Raw genomic sequence first — 19,152 nt, 5'->3', positions numbered from 1 at the left:
GAAATGTTGAGCATATTTCTCGAATTGTTATGCTCAATGTTTCACAATATAAGTAAAAGATGCTCAGAAATGAGCAAAGTATCTATGGAAATGATGAATGTTCTTATATATGAAAGGAGAAAGAAGATGGATACAGTCATACTATCACGTATTCAATTTGCATCAACGACGCTGTTTCATTTTATCTTTGTACCGCTGTCTATCGGCCTTGTCTTTTTAGTAGCGATCATGGAAACGATGTACGTAGTAAAAAAAGATGAACAGTATAAAAAGATGGCAAAGTTTTGGGGGCACTTATTCCTGATTAACTTTGCTGTCGGAGTCGTAACAGGTATTTTACAAGAATTTCAGTTTGGCATGAACTGGTCAGAGTACTCAAGATTTGTAGGAGATGTATTCGGTGCGCCGCTCGCTATTGAAGCACTGCTCGCGTTTTTTATGGAGTCCACTTTCCTTGGACTGTGGATTTTCGGGTGGGATCGTTTGCCTAAATGGCTGCACTGTCTATGTATTTGGCTTGTTAGTCTAGGTACTATCTTTTCAGCGTTCTTTATTTTAACGGCTAATTCTTTTATGCAGCATCCGGTCGGAATGGAGCTAAATAATGGCCGTTTAGAAATGAATGACTTCTTTAAATTGTTAACGAACGGTCAGCTGTGGGTCGAATTCCCTCATACAATTTTAGGTTCGTTTGCAACAGGCGCCTTTTTTATCACGGGTGTCAGCGCTGTTATGCTCTTGAAGAAAAAACATGTGGCTTTTGCTAAAAAATCATTTCAAGTTGCTATCCTTGTAGGGCTAGTTTCAGGTGTAGGAATTGCACTATCTGGGCATGAACAGGCCGGATATTTAGTTAAAACACAGCCGATGAAAATGGCCGCAAGTGAAGGATTATGGGAAAACAGCGGAAGTCCAGGTGCTTGGACAGTAACAGCAAATATTCACCCTGATGAAAAGAAAAATACGAGTGAAATCAAAATACCTTACTTATTAAGCTTCTTATCATACGGTAAGTTTTCAGGCTCCGTTCCTGGAATGAATGAGCTGCAGCAGCAGTATACGGCGAAATATGGAGAAGGAAATTATATTCCACCCGTTCGAACAACGTTTTGGAGTTTCCGCATTATGGCTGGTCTAGGTGGCGTATTATGTGCATTAGGCATTTGGGGTACGTACTTGCTTTCTCGTAAAAAACTTCAAGAAAGCAAACTATTTTTACGTATTATGACGATTGCCATCGCCTTTCCGTTCCTTGGAAGCTCAGCAGGTTGGATTATGACAGAGATTGGCCGTCAGCCTTGGGTTGTATTTGGCTATATGAAAACCGAAGATGCCGTGTCTCCTGGTGTAACAGCAGGTGAATTGCTATTTTCTATTATCTCGTTTTCGTTCTTTTACTTAATTTTAGCTGTGATTATGGTGTTCTTGTTCGTTAAAGAAATTAAAAAAGGTCCAGATCACGATCACGAAGCACATACAAAAGTAACATCAACTGATCCGTTTACAAAGGAGGGATACAATGTTTTCTCTTAATGAATTCTGGTATTTGCTAGTATCCATTCTGTTTGTTGGTTTTATCTTTTTAGAAGGCTTTGATTTTGGGATTGGAATGGTGTCTCGCTTTTTAGGAAGAAACGACTTAGAGCGACGAGCTTTTATTAATACAATCGGTCCTTTTTGGGATGCAAATGAAGTTTGGTTAATTTCAGCAATCGGTGCTATGTTTGCCGCTTTTCCAAACTGGTATGCAACGCTATTAAGCGGGTCATATGTTCTTTTTGTTCTTCTGTTGCTTTCGCTTATCGGACGCGGTGTAGCATTTGAATTTCGAGGAAAAGTTGAAAAACAAGCGTGGAAAAATGCGTGGGATTGGGTTATCTTCTTTGGAAGTCTTTTTCCACCGCTCATTTTCGGCATCTTATTTTCAGCACTAATGAAAGGATTGCCTGTTGAGCGCAACATGCAAATGAATGCCGGCTTTTCGGATATTGTGAATCTATATACCATAACGGGCGGCGTGACGCTAACGATGCTTTGCTTATGGCACGGACTTATTTTTGCGACGATCCGTACGATGGATGACATTAGAGATCGTTCACGAAAAGTGGCCATGAAGCTTTTGCCTGTTAATGCCTTGCTGCTTCTTATTTTTTCAGGCATGACGTTTTTTGAAACAAATTTATTCAGCAATCATAGCCGCTTGATGCTATACACATTTTTTATCGGTATTTTCGTGTATTTACTAGCAGGATTTTTCCTTACACGGAAAAAAGACGGATGGGCCTTTGCTATGTCTGGCTTAATTTTAATTTTATCAATTTCCTCTATATTTGCAGGATTGTTTCCAACCGTTTTGGTTAGTTCAGTCAATGAAAGCTATAGTTTAACGATTCATAATGCAGCATCAGGGAATTATTCCTTGAAAATTATGTCTTACGCTGCTATTGCGTTACTGCCTTTTGTGTTAGGTTATCAAATTTGGAGCTACTACGTTTTTAGAAAACGTGTAGATCATAAGGAGCATATGGAGTACTAATGGGTAGAAATTTAATGGTTTACAACGGAATAAAAATGGTTCTTGCCGTGTTAATAGGGCTTATTACTATTCAAAGTGTAGCCATTATTTTTCAAGCTAAGTGGCTTGCCGAAGTAATTACTGCTCTTTTTCATGGTGAAAGTTTAACTTCGCAGACAAAAGCAATCGGATTGTTTTTGTCTGCCTTTATGATTCGTCAGATCGTAAGTTTTATAGTGAAAAAAACAGCATATCAATTTGGAGTCAAAACGACTCAGGAACTTCGTTTGACGGTCATGAAAAGCATTTTTGCACTCGGACCGCGCTTTACCAAAAATGAAGGGACAGGAAACTTGGTGACGCTCATCACCACAGGCCTACAGAAGCTTCGCGCTTATCTTGAGCTGTTTTTGCCTAAACTGGCCGCCATCAGCGTTACACCTTGGCTAGTGCTCGCTTTCGTTTGGTATCAAGATCGGCTTTCAGGCATTATTTTGCTTGTAACTATGCCAATTTTAATTTTATTTATGATTTTACTTGGACTGGCTGCCCAGAAAAAAATAGATAGCCAATGGGAGACGTATCATGTGCTGTCCAATCACTTTGTAGATTCGCTTCGAGGATTAGAAACGTTAACATTTCTCGGGAAAAGTAAGGAGCATGCTGAAACGATTGGAAGAGTCAGTGACCGCTATCGAAAAGCGACAATGGGAACGCTCCGAATTGCTTTTTTATCTACGTTTGCTTTAGATTTCTTTACGATGTTATCTGTAGCCATCGTGGCTGTTATGCTCGGTTTGCGGCTAGTGAACGGTTCGATGACGTTAGAGCCTGCACTTATGATTTTATTGCTGGCGCCTGAATACTTCCTGCCGATACGGGAAGTCGGAAACGATTATCATGCAACATTAGACGGAAAAGAATCCGGAGATGCATTAATTAAGATTGTAAAGCAAGCTGAAAAACCGTCGGCTAAAGAAGAAGATGTTCCTGATTGGACGGAAAACAGTGAAATTCAATTGCGTCATATCACCGTAAAATATGACGAAGAGCAGCCGCCTTCTCTTGAAGATGTGTCACTTCATGTTAAAGGAAGTAAAAAAATTGGGATTATAGGAAAAAGCGGAGCTGGAAAATCGACGCTTATTGATATACTGAGCGGCTTTGTACAATTTACAGAAGGGTCTGCTGAAGTAAACGGCGTGCCGGTTGATTTACGCTCAGATGCTTGGCAAAAGCAGATTACGTATATCCCTCAGCACCCATTTATTTTTAATGGAACAGTGAAAGAAAATATTGAATTTTATCAGGATAGAGGCGGTTCTTATGATTATGAAGATGCCTTAACGAAAGCAGGACTTTTATCTACGATTCAACAGATGCCTAAGAAGGAAAATGAAGTGATAGGAGATGGAGGACGGCAGCTTAGCGGCGGCCAAGCTCAAAGGATTGCCCTAGCTAGGGCGTTTCTGAGCGATCGCCCTATTATTATGCTTGATGAACCAACGGCGCAAGTAGATATTGAAACGGAATATGAATTAAAGCAAGATATTTTAACGATGTTTCAAGACAAGTTATTTATTTTAGCTACGCACCGTCTGCATTGGATGAAAGATATGGACCTCATTGTTGTAATAGAGAACGGAAAGGTTGCAGAAGTCGGCAATCATCAAGAACTGATTCGAAAAAAAGGAGCTTACTATCAATTTTTACATGAAGAGGAGGAGATATGATGAAATATAAAAGTTGGATATGGCCCTACTTTAAAACGTATAAATATCGTATCTTTTCTATCTTATTACTAAGCTTGTTAACGATTGGTTCTGCTTGTGCGCTAATGTTCACATCAGGTTACTTGATTTCAGCTTCTTCCTTACGTCCAGAAACAATCTTACTGGTGTACGTTCCCATTGTGCTTGTGCGTACATTTGGTTTAAGTCGAGCCGCCTTTCGTTATGCGGAGCGTCTTGTTAGTCACGATTTTATTCTTCGCATTTTAGCTAAGATGCGTACACGTCTTTATCATTTGATTGAACCGTTAGTTGCTACATCCCGCTATCGAACGGGAGATGTTTTAGCGGTTCTCGCTGAAGATATTGAAAGTTTACAAGACTTGTTCTTGCGTACCATTCTTCCAACAATCTCAGCTGTTATTTTATACGTTATTTCGATTGTAGCTTTAGGATTCTTTAGCCTAAAGTTTGCATGTTTGATTGCCATCTATTTATTTTTATTAGTAGTAGTGATGCCGCTTTTTTCCCTTTGGCATATGAAAGCGGCCAATCAGCGATATAAATCAAGCAAAGCACAGTTATATGCTAAGGTCACAGACGGGTTTTTAGGAGTTGCTGATTGGGTGTTAAGCGGTCAGCAGCAGTCATTTTTTCATTCGTATAACAAAACAGAAGATGAGCTAGACCGCATGGATCGTAAGCTTAAACTATGGACGTATTACCGAGAATTGATTGGCCAAGTTATTGTAGCAGGTTTAATTGTCACAATGATTTGGTTTGGGGCTTCTCTTTTTGCAGACAAAGAGCTTGCAGGTGTTTTTATTGCTGCTTTTATTTTAGTAGTATTTCCTTTATCTGAAGCACTGCTGCCGGTATCTAATGCAGTAGAAAAAATTCCTCAATTTGAAGAGTCATTAAATAGAGTGCAGGAAATGGAAAAGAACTGGGAATCTGTGAATGAAAAGAAAAAACATACTCTTTCCCTACCTTACAAAGGTTCATGGGACTCGGTTAGCTTAAAAGTCGAGCATGTAAGCTTTCGCTATAGCAATGAGGAAGAGTCAGTCATTCATGATCTTTCATTTCAAGTCGAGCAAGGGAAAAAAATTGCGATTCTTGGCAAGAGCGGAGCTGGAAAGTCGACTCTGTTAAAGCTGCTGCAAGGCTCCTTATTGCCTACAGAAGGTACAGTTCAACTAAACGGTCAGTCTGTTGCTGAAGTTCGTGAAGATGTACCAAAACTCATCTCTGTATTAAATCAAAATCCTTATTTATTTAATACAAGCGTAGCAAACAATTTATTACTAGCTAATGAAGAGGCTACAAAAGAAGAGGTAATTGAGGCAATGAAGCAAGTCAATATGCACTCCCTTGTGGAAGGTTTGCATCAAGGATATCAAACGTCCATGCTCGAAACAGGTCAGCGCTTTTCAGGAGGAGAACGTCAGCGGATTGCGTTAGCACGTGTTCTACTTCAGCGTACGCCAATTGTTATGCTGGATGAGCCAACTGCAGGGTTGGATACCGTGACTGAAAAGAGTTTGTTATCCACTATCTTTGAAACTCTTCACGACAAAACTTTAATTTGGGTTACACATAATTTAGTTGGGATGGAAAAGATGGATGAAATCTTATTCCTACAAGATGGAAAGATAGCCATTCGCGGAACGCATGAGGAATTACTTGCTACGAACAGTCACTATCAAAAGCTATATGAATTGGATCATCCGGCAAAAAGCCTTTAGCAGCAGCTAAAGGCTTTTTACTATTTTATACTAAAGTGAAATTCGACAAACATGAGTAAGATATGTGTCGAACGAAGGAAAATAGCTTGGATTCAAAGAGGGGAGAGGCGTTTAGCATTTTTGAAAAAGTGGTAAAACAAGGTAGTGTTTGTTTCTTCCTGTATAACATCGGTTTATTTTAGGGAAAATATATACACATTATGCGAACGAGAGAAGGAAGATACAATGGAACCTATGCTTGTACATATCACACTTGTAGTGGGACTAGGAGTTCTATCTCAGTGGCTGGCTTGGAGATTTAAGCTACCAGCAATTGTCGTGATGTCGATTATCGGACTGCTAACAGGCCCTATTTTAGGTTTAATTGATCCTAAAGCACAGTTTGCTCAGCTTTTTGATCCTTTTGTATCGATTGCTGTAGCTGTTATTTTATTTGAAGGCAGCTTGAACTTAGACATGAGAGAGGTAAGAGGAATCGAAAAGCCCGTGTTTCGCATTGTGACACTGGGAGCCATGCTAGCTTGGATGTTAGGCTCTTTAGCTGCTCATTATATAGCGGATTTATCCTGGGCGGTGGCAATTGTTATCGGAGGGCTTTTTATTGTGACGGGTCCAACCGTAATTTTACCTCTTTTACGACAAGCTAAATTAAAACCAAAACCAGCAGCGATTTTAAAATGGGAAGGTATTATTGTCGATCCATTTGGTGCACTGTTGGCCGTTTTTTCGTTTGAAATTGTTCAATTTTTAGTGCTGAGAGAAGTGAGTGGAAAAACAATTCTCTTTTTCTTCGTAGCCTCTATTATTGCCGTTTTAATAGGATGGATTCTTGGCCGCGGAATAGGATGGATGTTTCAAAAGGGGCATATTCCAGAGTATTTAAAATCTCCGGTCGTATTTATTGTCGTTATTGCCTGCTTTACAGTAGCTGATGAAATTAAGCATGAAACAGGTCTTCTAGCAGTAACAGCGATGGGGATTACCCTTGCTAATATGCATATTTCGTCTATTAGTGATATGCGACACTTTAAAGAGAATATTTCGGTTCTATTAACTTCTACTATTTTTATTATGTTAACGGCTGGACTGACGATGAAGACCATTACTGAAATTTTTCATTGGAATATTATTTTGTTTGTTTTACTTATGCTGTTTATTGTCAGACCGGTCTCCATCTTTTTATCAACGGTAGGCACAGATTTATCTATAAAAGAAAAAATACTGATTGGCTGGATTGCCCCGCGCGGAATTGTGGCGTTAACGGTCTCGAGCTACTTTGCGAAAGTACTAATTGATGAAGGATTTAAAGATGCTTCCATCCTAACAACGCTGACATTTGCTTTAGTGTTTGCTACGGTTTGTGCACACGGTTTTTCTCTTTCATGGCTAGCTAAGAAGCTTGATTTATCAATTGGAGAAGAACCTGGTATTTTGCTTGTAGGAAGCAATGATTTTACGGTTGCCTTTGCAACGAAGTTAAAACAGCTAGGCTATCCAGTATTAGTTGCTGATTCTTCGTGGGAGCGGTTAAGAGTTGCGCGCAGAGCGGAGGTAAATGTTTATCACGGAGAAGTACTAGCTGAGCAAACGGAATATCATCTAGACTTAACTCCTTATGAATATGTGATTGCTGCAACTGAGTTAGATGCATATAATGCGCTTGTTTGTACTGCTTTTCTTCAAGATATGGGGCGGAACAATGTTTTTCAATTGAGCATTCGTGACCAAGAAGATTCAAGAGAAGATGTTGATGAAATTATGCACACAGTAAGAGGACGTATGCTCTTTAAGAAAGGAATTACGTGGGAGTTTCTGCATCATAAAATGGAGCACGGATATACGATTTACAATACAAAAATTACGGATGAATATACGTTTGAAACATATCTTGAGGAGAAAAGCGATGATTCTCTTTTACTAGCAGTGAGCAAGCAAGGAAAGGCATTGAGTTTTTTTGCTCATGATCAAGAAATAAACGTTAATGCGGGTGACACGGTGTTAAGCCTTCAGCCATTAAAAAGATAAAAAAACAGGCCGTTAATGACCTGTTTTTTTTATGCTTGTCTTTGTTTAAAATGAATGACGAACAGATAAGCAGCAGCTGCTGCAAAATAGATAGTAACGGCTGGTGCGGTGAAGACATGCCCAGCTACAAAAGCAATTCCAAGAGCTAATACAATTGCTGTACTATACATCATAAAGCTTTCATCAAGAAGCTGTGATGGGTCTTTAAATAATCGAACCAACACGGTTAAACCAACTACTAGAAGTGGAAGAACCCATAGTAAAAATCCGATGATACCTAAAGAGAAAAACAAATCATAAAAATCCATTTCAATCATCTTTGGCGGAAGCTGCTTTGTATAGTCTCCAGAAAAGCCCATACCTATCATTTTTCGTGCAATAGGTGCTTTTGCATACTCTTCCTTATGATGAGCTAAGAATTGCTCACGGCTGCTTAGAATCAGATTTTGAATATCTTTGTCATCTAAATTTGATTCCTTTTGTTTTTTCTTTTTAGCCGGCTTTTCTTTTTCTTTCTTTTCTGGCTTTTCTTTCTCTGTTTTCTCTTTTTTAGCCTCTAACATATCGATGTGCGTATAAGTGTTTTTATAAGCTGGAGAAATCGGAGTAGTTGCTCCGGTTACAATTAAAAGCAGAATTGAGATTACTAAGTTGGCTTTAATTAAGCTGCGTTTATTCGTAAATAATTTTGCAAATAAGACAACTGTTGCTACAACTAAAGAAAGAATAACGGCACCTAAGCCTACTTTCGTTCCAAGCATGATGGACGAAACGGCTAACAAGATAAAAGGAATCCAGTAATAAGCTTTTGAAAACGAACGTACTTTATCTAAAGCTAAAAGCAGTGTGAGAGGAAGCAAAATAGCAATGGTTGCGCCTAGCTCATTCGCTGCATAAAACCAGCCTTTAAACCCAATTTTATTATACTGATAACTCTCTAGTGCTGTACCCGTTAGCATTGTACCGATAAAAACAATACTGATGATGAGTGAAGCAGTTAATAAGTTTTTGCTCAGTATTCTTTTTACATCCACAGATGATCGATAATGTGAAAACATCACAATCATTCCAAGCAGCGTAACGTTCATATAAACAACTTTATTGAAAAATTTAATTTCTTGCCCAATATAATAAGGATCTTTCCATTGATGATTTAAGTAGATGTTGAGTCCAAGAAAGAGTGCAAAAACAATAAGGTAGATAATCGAATATCTAGCCCATTTTGATTGTTTGGCAAACACTAAAAGTAGGACACCTGCAAAAATCATATATAGAAAGCGAATAACAACCCCAATTGAGAGACCACTATCCATGTTCAAAACCATGTACGTCGTTAGCATATCAATAATCGGCTGAATTGAAATAAAACCAACGAACAGAAAAAATAACCAGTATGTGTTCTTCATATAGTACTCTCCTGTTTTACGTGAATTAACGTTTTCTTTTAACTAAAAGCATAACACCTTCTACTCTGCATAATAGCGTCGACATTAAGTATACTAAACCACCTGCAATACAGACAATACCAAATCGTAAGATAACATGTAATGAATTCAAAAATGCGATGTCCTTTAAGAAGAACATGACGATCGCAACAGGTACGGAAGCTAAAAGAATTTTTCCTGTTTCTTTCACTAGATATCCGTAATGGAAGTGATTGATTTGTTTTGCCAGCATAACGAATACGATAGCCGTATAGAAAAAGGCAACTACTGACATGGAAAGTGCTAATCCTTGGTATCCCATAAATTTAGTGAAAATCATGTTAAAGATGATATTTAACACAATGGATAATAAGCCTGCTCTCATAATAAGATAACCTTTTTGAAGAGAATAAAATCCTTTTGCAAGAACAGCTTGCAGGGAATAGAAAAACACCGAACCTAGGTAATAATAAGATACATCTGTTGTTTTTAACGTCGAATGTGCGTCAAATGCACCGCGCTGGTAAGCAATCATTACAATGTCTTTCATATAAAAGATCATGATAACAATCGTCGGAATCAGCAGCATCAGCATAAACGTAATCCCTTTTTCAATTCCTGATTTAAAGCGCTCTTCATCTTTTTCAGAAATGGCTCTTGCAATCAGCGGATAAATAATGGTTGCGACCGTAACCCCGAATATTGCCTGGGGAATACTTACAAGTCTGAAAGCATAATTCAAGTATGAAATAACGCCTTCACCAAAGGAACCGGCAAAGAAGAAGTTGACAGTTAAATTAATTTGACCGACCATAATGGTTACACCAACAGGGATGAATACTTTATAAAAAGCCACCACTTCATCACGGTCAATTTTTTGCTTCCATAACAGCAGATGCTGCGGTTTAAAATAGACAACTTTAATTAAGAAAGAAGCAATAGTTCCTATAAAATAGCCAAGAGCAATTGCATAGCCGCCCATAATTGAATGTAATAGGATTGTACTTAAAATTGTAAATAATACAACAACCGTTTGAGAAAACACAGAGAAAGAATATTGACTTCGTGCATCAAATACACCTTCGTATACGGCATTCACTCCAACTAGTGAAAGAGATAAGAAGTACATAACGCCCGTATAAATTCCTAGTTCAATTGCTGCTTTAGAAAAATTAGAATACGAAGCGGGAAAGTAAAAGAAAGCCGCAATTGATCCGAGAACCGAAATAATGAAACAAATAAGAAAGGTTGATTTAACAATATTAGTCAAATGAACCTTTCCTTTATTTTCTTTTTCATAACGTAAATAACTAGGAATAAACGCATCCTTCATCCCCGTTAACATAAATAAAATAAAAGCATTTGGAATAATCATTGCTGCGTTGTATGAATCGACAATATAACTTGTACCGAAATAGTTAGCAATAACTAAATCACGAATCATACTAGAAAATTTCAAAAATAATGTTGATATGAGCAGTAAAATGCTCGCGAATTTTAAGTTTTTCATGCGAAACTCCTACCTTTTCAAGTTATCTCATCAACTATTAGCAATAAAGAAGCATCCGACAATTAGAAGAATACAGCCGATAACTTGTTTTGTTGTAACTTTTTCTTTAATTAAAAAGTAACCGAATGTTAATGTCCAAATGTACGTAATAGACGTGAGCGGAAATACAATAGAATAAGGTAACAGCGTTAAAACATACACATTAAGCAGAGCTGCTGCCCCGTAAAAAAGGCCGCCACCCACAAAACAAATAAGCGCTAGCTTTATCTTTTTTTCATTTAAATACGTAGAAATATACTTGAAAAAGACAGCTCCAACTGAACCTAAAAGAGTCATAATAATTAAAAGTGGGATACTATTCATCTTGGCCACCTACTAAAATTACACCTACGATAATAATAAGAGTACCGACCAGCTTCATAGGGCTAATGGTTTCATTTAATAGAAAGAAACCAAGAGCGATGCTGATGACATATCCTAGGCTTAAAAATGGATGAAGCAAGGAAACTCTTTCAAATTTAAAAGCGGCAATCATAAACACCGCTCCTAATCCATAAAGGAAAAAACCAATAATTAAATTTAAGTTAAATGAAGCTTCGGACAACTTCCAAAAAAGTTGTCCAACAGCTGTAAACAGGGAAGCCACGATAATGAGTGTGATTCCTAGCTTTTTGTTATAATTGCTCTCCATCAGGAGGTCACATCCTTTTCTTTCTGATCAAATCGGATAAAAGGAAGACCAATAAAGAAGAAAGACACAAATACGCTTGCTAATAAATATCGAAAATCTTGAGCCGGCAGTGCCGCAAGAACAGAAAGCGTGTTAAGTGCCCAAGGAATGACAATAATAAGGGACGTAATTCCTCTTCGAATCACTAGCATTAATGAAAATAATAAAATGACACAGTGATAAAAAGCTGGTTTCCATAAGAATGTAAAAACAGGGTGCTTAAAAATAGCTAAGTAAGCATTGGCAGTATGTGTAATAAACGGCTCGATTACTTTATTTTTAAGACCTAAATCATTGCCGTAATAAATATTGGTTACGTACGTATCCGTGTAGCCATCTTTAAAAGGATTGATTTGCCATACTAAAGCTGTTTGTTTGAGAAAGCCTTCCGTTGCTAGATAAGGATTTTTGATGACAATGCTAGCATAGTTCTTAAAGTAAAGGCCTAAATCATTAAAAATAAACTCGCGGTCGTAGTATTTCCACGTGAATTTAATTGGATCGCTTTTGTATGGATTATACTTTTCTTTCCACAATTCAATAGGGAGCACTTTATTAAAATATTCGCGCTCTTCTTTTGACATCTCTCCATCATTTGAAATGATGTTTGCAATTTGTTGAGTTGGAATAGACAAAGCTTCATTTGGATCTGAAGGTTTTACATCAAGCCACGTGAACACAGGGCCTGTAACAATCTTTTGTAAAATAAAGACGACTAAGAAAATCGTGACAAGAGGTTTCCAATTTTTTCTGAATAAGACAATCATTAAAAGGAAAGTCAAAACAAATACAGGAAAGCCATTATGTCTAAAGAAAGCTACTCCAAATGCAGAAAGTAAAAGTAAGAAAAAGCTCGCTTTACTTCTAACCCAATCACCTTTTGACAGATAAATTTTTGCAATGTTAACCGTAAAAAACAGCAGAAAAGCACTGTATAAAATGTCTTTCCAAATAATAATTGAAAAGATTAAGAAGCTTGGAATAATGACAATAATAGCTGTTAAAAGTCCAATCATAACAGGATGTGCTTTGCGTTTAATGAAAAAGTCAAATGTATAGGCGTATATGCTCACTACAACAACAATTTGCGTGAACGCTACAATTCCTGGGTTATCCCATATTTTTGTCAGCAGCATAATGAGCCACGTAATCATAATAGGGTGCCAATCGTTAAATTCTCCGTTATGTGCCTGTCTCCACTGTGCTAATGAATCAGGAGTCATGGCCGCTGGGAAAAAGGCGAACCAGTAATATAGACTAACAGCTAAAATAAGAATCGTAACAATTCCTAGATAACGCTTTGGGTGTGCAAATGTATAGTGAAAATCGTTTATCTGTTTGATAGCGCTGAGTACAGCGGCCGTCAGCAGCATTGCCAATAAAGTACGGCTGATGGCATACAAAACGAGTGAAAAAATAGTTGAGCTCGTCATATGTAAGTTATCTAAAAGTGAAAACTGTACGATAAACGAAAAAACAATCAGCAATAGCCATTCTAGCGGTTTAAATGAAGCATAAGCTCTATTTTTATAAATAAAAATAGAGCTTATGATGGTAAATACAAGTGCAGCAAAAAGGGAAAGATAGTGAACACCGTCTGGATTACCAATACTTAAACCGATAAGAATAATTAAAGCTGTTACTGTAAGCAGTAAAATACTTTTTTTATTCTTCATCATTGTTATTCTCCTACTTGTTCAATCTGTTCAATTTTTTTATTTAGTTCTAATTCATATTGCTTGCGATTTAATGAAGCGATTGTATCTAGAATTAATCCACAGACGAAAGATAAAACACCTAACACCATCAATCCAGTTGCTAAGATAGATGAAGGTACTTTGGTAATAAAGCCTGTATCAAAAAATTCATAAAGTACCGGAGCACCAACAGCTAATCCTGCGACAATAAACAACACTGTCCAAATGGAGAAGAACTGAAGCGGCTTGTACTCTTTAAATAACGTAAAAATCATTCGTAACACTTTAAATCCATCAGAGAACGTATTAAGTTTCGATTCGCTGCCTTCAGGTCGATCGCGATAATCAATCGCGATTTCTTTTAGGCGGAATCGTTTATCTAACGCGTGAAGACTCATTTCTGTTTCAATCTCAAATCCTGGGCTCATCACAGGAATTGATTTTACAAATAATTTATCGTACGCACGATAACCTGTCATGATATCTTTAATGTTACTTTTGTACAGGCCGTTAATTAAAGAACGTACTAAGTTGTTACCAAAATTATGGAAAGCACGTTTGTTTTCTTCGAGATACGTTCCGTTTGATAAACGATCTCCAATGACCATGTTAGCTTCTCGATTTCTAATAGGCTCAATTAATTGATGAACAAATTCTGCAGGATACGTATCATCCCCATCTACCATGACATAACAATCTGCATCAATTTCTTGAAACATTGAACGTACAACGTTTCCTTTTCCTTGCTTAAATTCTTTTTTGACGATTGCGCCGTGTTCAAGTGCAATTTCACTTGTACGATCTTTTGAATTGTTGTCGTATACATAAATATCTGCACTAGGCAGTTCGCGTTTGAAATCGTCAATTACTTTTCCAATTGTTACTTCCTCGTTATAACAAGGAATTAAAACTGCGACTTTCATTTTTCCACCTCATCAAAAAAAATTGTTGGGAGTTGTTCAGCAATTACATCTACTGTGTAGCGGTTTGCTGTTTGTAACGCCTGTTGAGACATTTGCTGTTTCACATCTTCAGGAAGATTAATAAAAGCCTGTAGCTGTGAAGCTAGTTCATCTACATTTTTAGGCTCAAAGAATAGACCATTCTTTCCGTCTATAATGTAATCTTTTAGACCACCAATCTGACTCCCAATCACGGGTGCTCCGCAAGCCATAGCTTCGAGGCCGACTAAGCCCAAACTTTCTCCTTTTCTTACGGTCGGAAACACGAATGCTTCAATCGCATTATATACGTAAGCAAGAGACGACTGAGGAAGCAGAGGAAAATGGATGACTTTTCCCTCTAGGCCCAGAGTCTTGATCATTTCCTTAAATGCAGCTTCGTCTTTTCCGCTTCCAACGTATAAGTATTTGTAAGAAGTGGGCGTTTGTTGTTCAGCTTTTGCAATTGCTTGAAGGTAGTATTCCCATCCTTTACCCACATCAATGCGGCTTACACATCCAATATAACGGATAGTAGGGTCCAAGTTTAGTTCTTGATAAGCTTTGCTTTTACCTGCATAAGGATGAAACAGATCTTTATTCACCCCTCCGCTTGGAAAAATATAGATTGGATTATGAACCTTATATTTCTCTTCAACGAGCCCTTTATAGTAGGGAGAAGGAGTAATAATTTTAGTGGAATGGTGCAATAAGTCATTTACTCTAGGCTGATATTTTTCCTGTGAAGCTACTTCAGGTACAACATCTGAACCATGCACGTTTGTCACAATCTTCACATTCTTCTTTAGCTTTTTGAGAATCAGCAGCGGAAGAGCATTATGAGATGCATAATGTACGTAAAGATAGTCGTAGTTTTTTGTTAAGCCCGTCACAATGACATTAGCATAATGAGAAGCATAGCTAAAAAGCTTGCTTAATTTGCTTGTCTTTTTTTGCATGACAATTTTATCAACTTGAATACCGTGTTGAACTAAAATTTTTTCAGTGTTTTGAACAAATACACCATAGCTCGGGAATTGTTCAGAAGGATACATATTTGAAATCAACAAAATTTTCATGATTGTTTCACACCTATTTTTCTTTATTAGTTTATGATAATGACAACGGGTGTTCATTTAAATAGAGCTTACATGTATCATCTTACTATTAAGTTGAGCGATTTCATTGATAAACATGCAAAAATGGGTTGCATATCGTCAACATCACAATATTATAGCACACCTACTTTTTAAAATGCGAAAGTTTATCGGACACTTCTAAAACGATAGATAAAGCAGTAAAGAAGATGATTTTTACATAATCATAATCACAAGAAAAAAGCGAACGCTATTCGTTCGCTTTATGTCACTTATTTCACTTCAACGCTTACCCCAAAATGGTCAGAAACAACGGGATAATGTATGCCGTTAAAAACTACAGTCGATGATTGAATATCCTGCGCATGACTCGATAGAATGAGATCAAGGCGAAGCGCCCGTTCATTATCATCCCATCCAGCGATGTTCCCTTGAACTGTAATACCGCTATCTTTTTTGTTCGATAGAGTATACGTATCATAGAGGCCTTGGCTCAACAGGTAGTCGTAACCTTCATGTCGTCTATGAGCGTCGTTATTGAAGTCTCCAAGTAAGAAAAATGGGTTATCTTTGTGTACATGAGCTAGCAGCGTATCAACTTGCTGCTTGAATGGCTCTTCCTCGTCATCCCACCAGCCAAGATGACAAGAATAAAAAGTGAGGAGTTCTTTTTCATATTCGATTGTTGCTCCAACAATTCTTCTCGTTTTCCAATAGTCAATATTTGACGTTTGTGAAACAAAAAATGAATGCTCTTCAATAATCGGGTGTTTCGTTAAAATGGCAATTCCTTCTTCATACACTTCATAGCCTATATGAGATAAATCCCATACCAATTGATAGTCTTCACCTTGCTTACCCAGTTCTTTTGCTAAAAGCCAAGCGTAATTATCGCTGCGAATGTAGTCATATACATAAGGCGCGTCTATTTTTTGGCTTACTTCCTGTAAAGCAATGACATCATATTTTTCTTTTTTAATTACTTCAGCTAGACAAGATAACTTGTCTAGCTGATTTTCCTCTTGCCAAGAGTGGCAATTTAACGTTAATAGCTTCATTATGTTAAGCTCCTAACAAATCTTGAATGTCGGATTTCAAAACATCCGCTTTAGGTCCATAAATAGCTTGTACCCCTTTATCTTTCAAGATTAAACCAAGGGCTCCGTTTTGTTTCCATTCACTTTCTCCTGCAACGGCATGTATATCTTTTACCGTTACACGTAAGCGAGTCATACAAGCATCCACGTCTTCAATATTGTTTTCTCCGCCAAGCAGTCCAATAATGACTGGGGCAAGCGAATCATTTTTCACCTGCTTGCTGCTTGTTGCAGTTGTTTCTTCATCGATATAGTTTCCGTTACGTCCCGGTGTTGGGAAGTTAAAACGTTTAATTAAGAAGTTTGCCACTCCAAAATTTAAGCCAAAAAATACAAGGCAGGCGATGACAAAGTTCATTAAGTCAGCCCATAGTCCGGCTTTGATAATCATTGGTGTACGTGTTAATAGTTCAATTACGCCAAATGAGTGTACGCGAACATGAACAATATCAACAATGGCAAAAGCCAGTCCTGTCATAATGGCGTATACGACGTATAGAAGAGGCGCCGCGAACATGAACATAAATTCAATCGGCTCTGTTACGCCTGTTAAGAAAACAGCTAGTCCAGCTGAAAAGAACATTGAACGATATTTCGAACGTTTGTCAGGATCTACGTTGCGATACATTGCTAAAGCAATTCCAATTAATGACGCACAAGATAAAATCATCTGTCCTACTTTAAATCGTGCAGGTGTAACGTCATGTAAGAGCTGCTTGTAGCTGTCCATATCTCCTGCAGCACGGAAGTTATTTAAGTCTGCAATCCAAGCAAGCCACAAAGGATCTTGACCGGCAACAGTGGAACCTGCTCCAGAACCCGTTAAAATTTTGTACGTACCGCCTAGCTCCGTATAGTTCATAGGAACTGTCAGCATATGATGAAGACCAAACGGAAGAAGGAGACGCTCTAATGCTCCGAAAATAAATGGTGCCAGAATAGGAGCTGTATCTCTAGATGTTGCAATCCACTGTCCGAAGCTGTTTAGCGAACCTTGGATGAACGGCCACACAATGGATAAAAGCAGTGCCGTTACAACTGAACCACCGATGACTACAAACGGTACGAAGCGCTTGCCGTTAAAAAACGAAAGAGCTTCAGGCAATTTATCATAATTGTAATATTTGTTGAATAAATTTGCGCCTAAGAAACCAGCGATAATTCCTACGAATACTCCCATGTTAAGAGCGGGAGATCCTAAAATAGATGTGAAGTAGTCTTTTACAACTAATTCTTGTCCAAACAGTGATTGCACCGTTGCTTTTGAATCTGAGAGCATTTCTGCTTTAACTCCAAAAATGGCTCCTGTAATTCGATTAATAAGAATGAATGCAATGAGTGCAGCAAATGCACCGCCAGCACGTTCCTTTGCCCAAGATCCCCCGATGGCAACAGCGAACAAGATGTGAAGATTTGTAATGATACCCCATCCTATATCTTCCATCACTCGTGCAATTGTTTGTACAGCAGTGATGTCTCCCCCAGTCATTGCAACTAGTTTTCCAAGTGAAATCATGATACCAGCTGCGGGCATAACCGCTACTACTACTAATAAAGCCTTACCAAACTTCTGCCAAAAATCAAATGAAAAGAACTTCTTCATAGTTTTTCCCCTTCCCCTATGTATGGGTTTTCATTTTATTTTTTGATAAACTATATTTTTAAGATAGTGCAACCGTTTGCATAAACCTATTGTAATAAAAGGGCTTTCATAATGCAATACTGTAATTTCTCTTTTTTTGAAAAATTTATTCATAAATTATAAATGATGAAAAAATTTTTATGATAAAGTGAACAATATCAACGGTATTTTAACATGGTGGGATGTAATAAAAGCATTTAAGTAATGGCATAAAGATAGGTACAGAGGAGGATAATATGAAAAAAGAAGAGCTACAAGCGATTATTTTTGATTTAGACGGTGTTATTGCAGATACAATACATTTATATTATAGGGCAAATAAAAAAGTAGCAGATCAACTTAACGTTTCGTTTTCTGAAGAACTAAATCAACAGCTGCAGGGAATCAGCCGGATGAGAACTGTAGAGCTCATTGCTGCGCAAGGCAATGTACACCTGACAGTGGAACAAAAAGAAGAGCTTGCTTATGAAAAGAATAAGCATTATCAGGCTTTAATAAGAGAAATGACAGAAGATCATTTACTTCCAGGCATTAAAATGTTGTTAGAAGATTGTAAAAAACAAGGCATTAAAATGGGAATTGCTTCTTCTAGTTCGAATGCAAATACTGTAATAGATGCGCTAGGAATACGCTCTTTTTTTGATTGTATTGTGGATGTAAGGAAAATCAAGAAGGGAAAACCAGATCCAGAAATATTTTTGACAGCTGCCGATCAATTAAAAGTAAAACCCGATGCATGTGTGGCAATAGAAGATGGAGAGGCAGGTATAAAAGCTATTAATCAAACAGATATGGTTTCTATCGGCGTTGGTAAGCATCTGAGGGAAGAGGATGTGAATTTTCGCGTATATTCAACAGCTGATTTGCATGTAAAGACGATCAAAGAGGTTTTCGAGAAAGCAAGAAAAGGAACAGATTATAACAGCGCGTATACAAAAAATTAGTAAATCTTTTACATGCAAGTAGCAAAGCGCTAAAAAACATATGCTAGAATAA

Annotated in this window: 15 protein-coding genes; 6 read left to right on the top strand and 9 right to left on the bottom strand. The window is 37.6% G+C overall.

The window, feature by feature from the left end; all coding sequences use genetic code 11:
• Positions 1-126 precede the first annotated feature (126 nt).
• From ACRPLY_RS20970 to ACRPLY_RS20950, 5 genes are all read left to right on the top strand, one after another.
• On the top strand, positions 127-1,533 hold the full coding sequence (locus ACRPLY_RS20970) for a cytochrome ubiquinol oxidase subunit I (RefSeq protein ID WP_028411940.1): 1,407 nt from the start codon (positions 127-129) through the stop codon (positions 1,531-1,533).
• Entirely contained in the window at positions 1,520-2,536 is a 1,017-nt protein-coding gene (cydB, locus tag ACRPLY_RS20965) for a cytochrome d ubiquinol oxidase subunit II (protein WP_028411941.1), read from the top strand. The genes ACRPLY_RS20970 and cydB overlap by 14 nt, the downstream gene beginning before the upstream one ends.
• A complete protein-coding gene (gene cydD, locus ACRPLY_RS20960) occupies positions 2,536-4,248 on the top strand; it encodes a thiol reductant ABC exporter subunit CydD (RefSeq protein WP_099000257.1) in 1,713 nt (570 codons plus the stop codon). Before cydB ends, cydD begins: the two co-directional genes overlap by 1 nt.
• Entirely contained in the window at positions 4,248-5,993 is a 1,746-nt protein-coding gene (cydC, locus tag ACRPLY_RS20955; protein WP_223546275.1) for a thiol reductant ABC exporter subunit CydC, read from the top strand. The genes cydD and cydC overlap by 1 nt, the downstream gene beginning before the upstream one ends.
• A 225-nt stretch (positions 5,994-6,218) precedes the next feature.
• The gene (locus tag ACRPLY_RS20950) at positions 6,219-8,018 is read left to right on the top strand and encodes a cation:proton antiporter (RefSeq protein WP_289578602.1); all 1,800 of its coding nucleotides are present in this window, start codon (positions 6,219-6,221) and stop codon (positions 8,016-8,018) included.
• Positions 8,019-8,047: 29 nt separating this feature from the next.
• Here the strand turns inward: ACRPLY_RS20950 and ACRPLY_RS20945 are convergent, their stop codons facing one another.
• The 9 genes from ACRPLY_RS20945 to ACRPLY_RS20905 form a co-directional block, all read right to left on the bottom strand.
• Positions 8,048-9,424, bottom strand: coding sequence for an O-antigen ligase family protein (locus ACRPLY_RS20945; protein ID WP_221780762.1), 1,377 nt, complete (start codon positions 9,422-9,424; stop codon positions 8,048-8,050).
• 25 nt (positions 9,425-9,449) lie between these two features.
• Positions 9,450-10,952: a murein biosynthesis integral membrane protein MurJ gene (gene murJ, locus ACRPLY_RS20940; RefSeq protein ID WP_013059875.1), complete on the bottom strand. Its 1,503-nt coding sequence runs from the start codon at positions 10,950-10,952 to the stop codon at positions 9,450-9,452.
• Positions 10,953-10,982: 30 nt separating this feature from the next.
• Positions 10,983-11,315, bottom strand: coding sequence for an EamA family transporter (locus ACRPLY_RS20935; protein ID WP_014457712.1), 333 nt, complete (start codon positions 11,313-11,315; stop codon positions 10,983-10,985).
• On the bottom strand, positions 11,308-11,643 hold the full coding sequence (locus ACRPLY_RS20930) for an EamA family transporter (RefSeq protein WP_013059873.1): 336 nt from the start codon (positions 11,641-11,643) through the stop codon (positions 11,308-11,310). The genes ACRPLY_RS20935 and ACRPLY_RS20930 overlap by 8 nt, the downstream gene beginning before the upstream one ends.
• Positions 11,643-13,361 (bottom strand): DUF6020 family protein, encoded by a 1,719-nt coding sequence (locus tag ACRPLY_RS20925; protein ID WP_098627066.1) that lies wholly within the window; start codon positions 13,359-13,361, stop codon positions 11,643-11,645. Before ACRPLY_RS20925 ends, ACRPLY_RS20930 begins: the two co-directional genes overlap by 1 nt.
• Positions 13,362-13,363: 2 nt before the next feature.
• On the bottom strand, positions 13,364-14,302 hold the full coding sequence (locus ACRPLY_RS20920) for a glycosyltransferase family 2 protein (protein WP_013059871.1): 939 nt from the start codon (positions 14,300-14,302) through the stop codon (positions 13,364-13,366).
• Positions 14,299-15,399: a glycosyltransferase family 4 protein gene (locus tag ACRPLY_RS20915; protein WP_154974067.1), complete on the bottom strand. Its 1,101-nt coding sequence runs from the start codon at positions 15,397-15,399 to the stop codon at positions 14,299-14,301. The genes ACRPLY_RS20920 and ACRPLY_RS20915 overlap by 4 nt, the downstream gene beginning before the upstream one ends.
• 290 nt (positions 15,400-15,689) lie before the next feature.
• Positions 15,690-16,475, bottom strand: a complete 786-nt coding sequence (locus tag ACRPLY_RS20910; RefSeq protein WP_028411950.1) for an endonuclease/exonuclease/phosphatase family protein — start codon at positions 16,473-16,475, stop codon at positions 15,690-15,692.
• A 4-nt stretch (positions 16,476-16,479) separates the two neighbouring features.
• A complete protein-coding gene (locus tag ACRPLY_RS20905; RefSeq protein WP_025752447.1) occupies positions 16,480-18,117 on the bottom strand; it encodes a PTS transporter subunit IIBC in 1,638 nt (545 codons plus the stop codon).
• A 275-nt stretch (positions 18,118-18,392) separates the two neighbouring features.
• Between ACRPLY_RS20905 and pgmB the strand changes: the two genes are divergently transcribed.
• A complete protein-coding gene (pgmB, locus tag ACRPLY_RS20900; protein WP_028411951.1) occupies positions 18,393-19,100 on the top strand; it encodes a beta-phosphoglucomutase in 708 nt (235 codons plus the stop codon).
• Positions 19,101-19,152: the final 52 nt, after the last annotated feature.

This window comes from Priestia sp. TGN 0903, from assembly GCF_050846855.1.
Lineage (GTDB): Bacteria > Bacillota > Bacilli > Bacillales > Bacillaceae_H > Priestia > Priestia zanthoxyli.
Note: the sequence above shows the minus strand (reverse complement) of the source record. Positions and strands in the feature narration are given on the sequence as shown.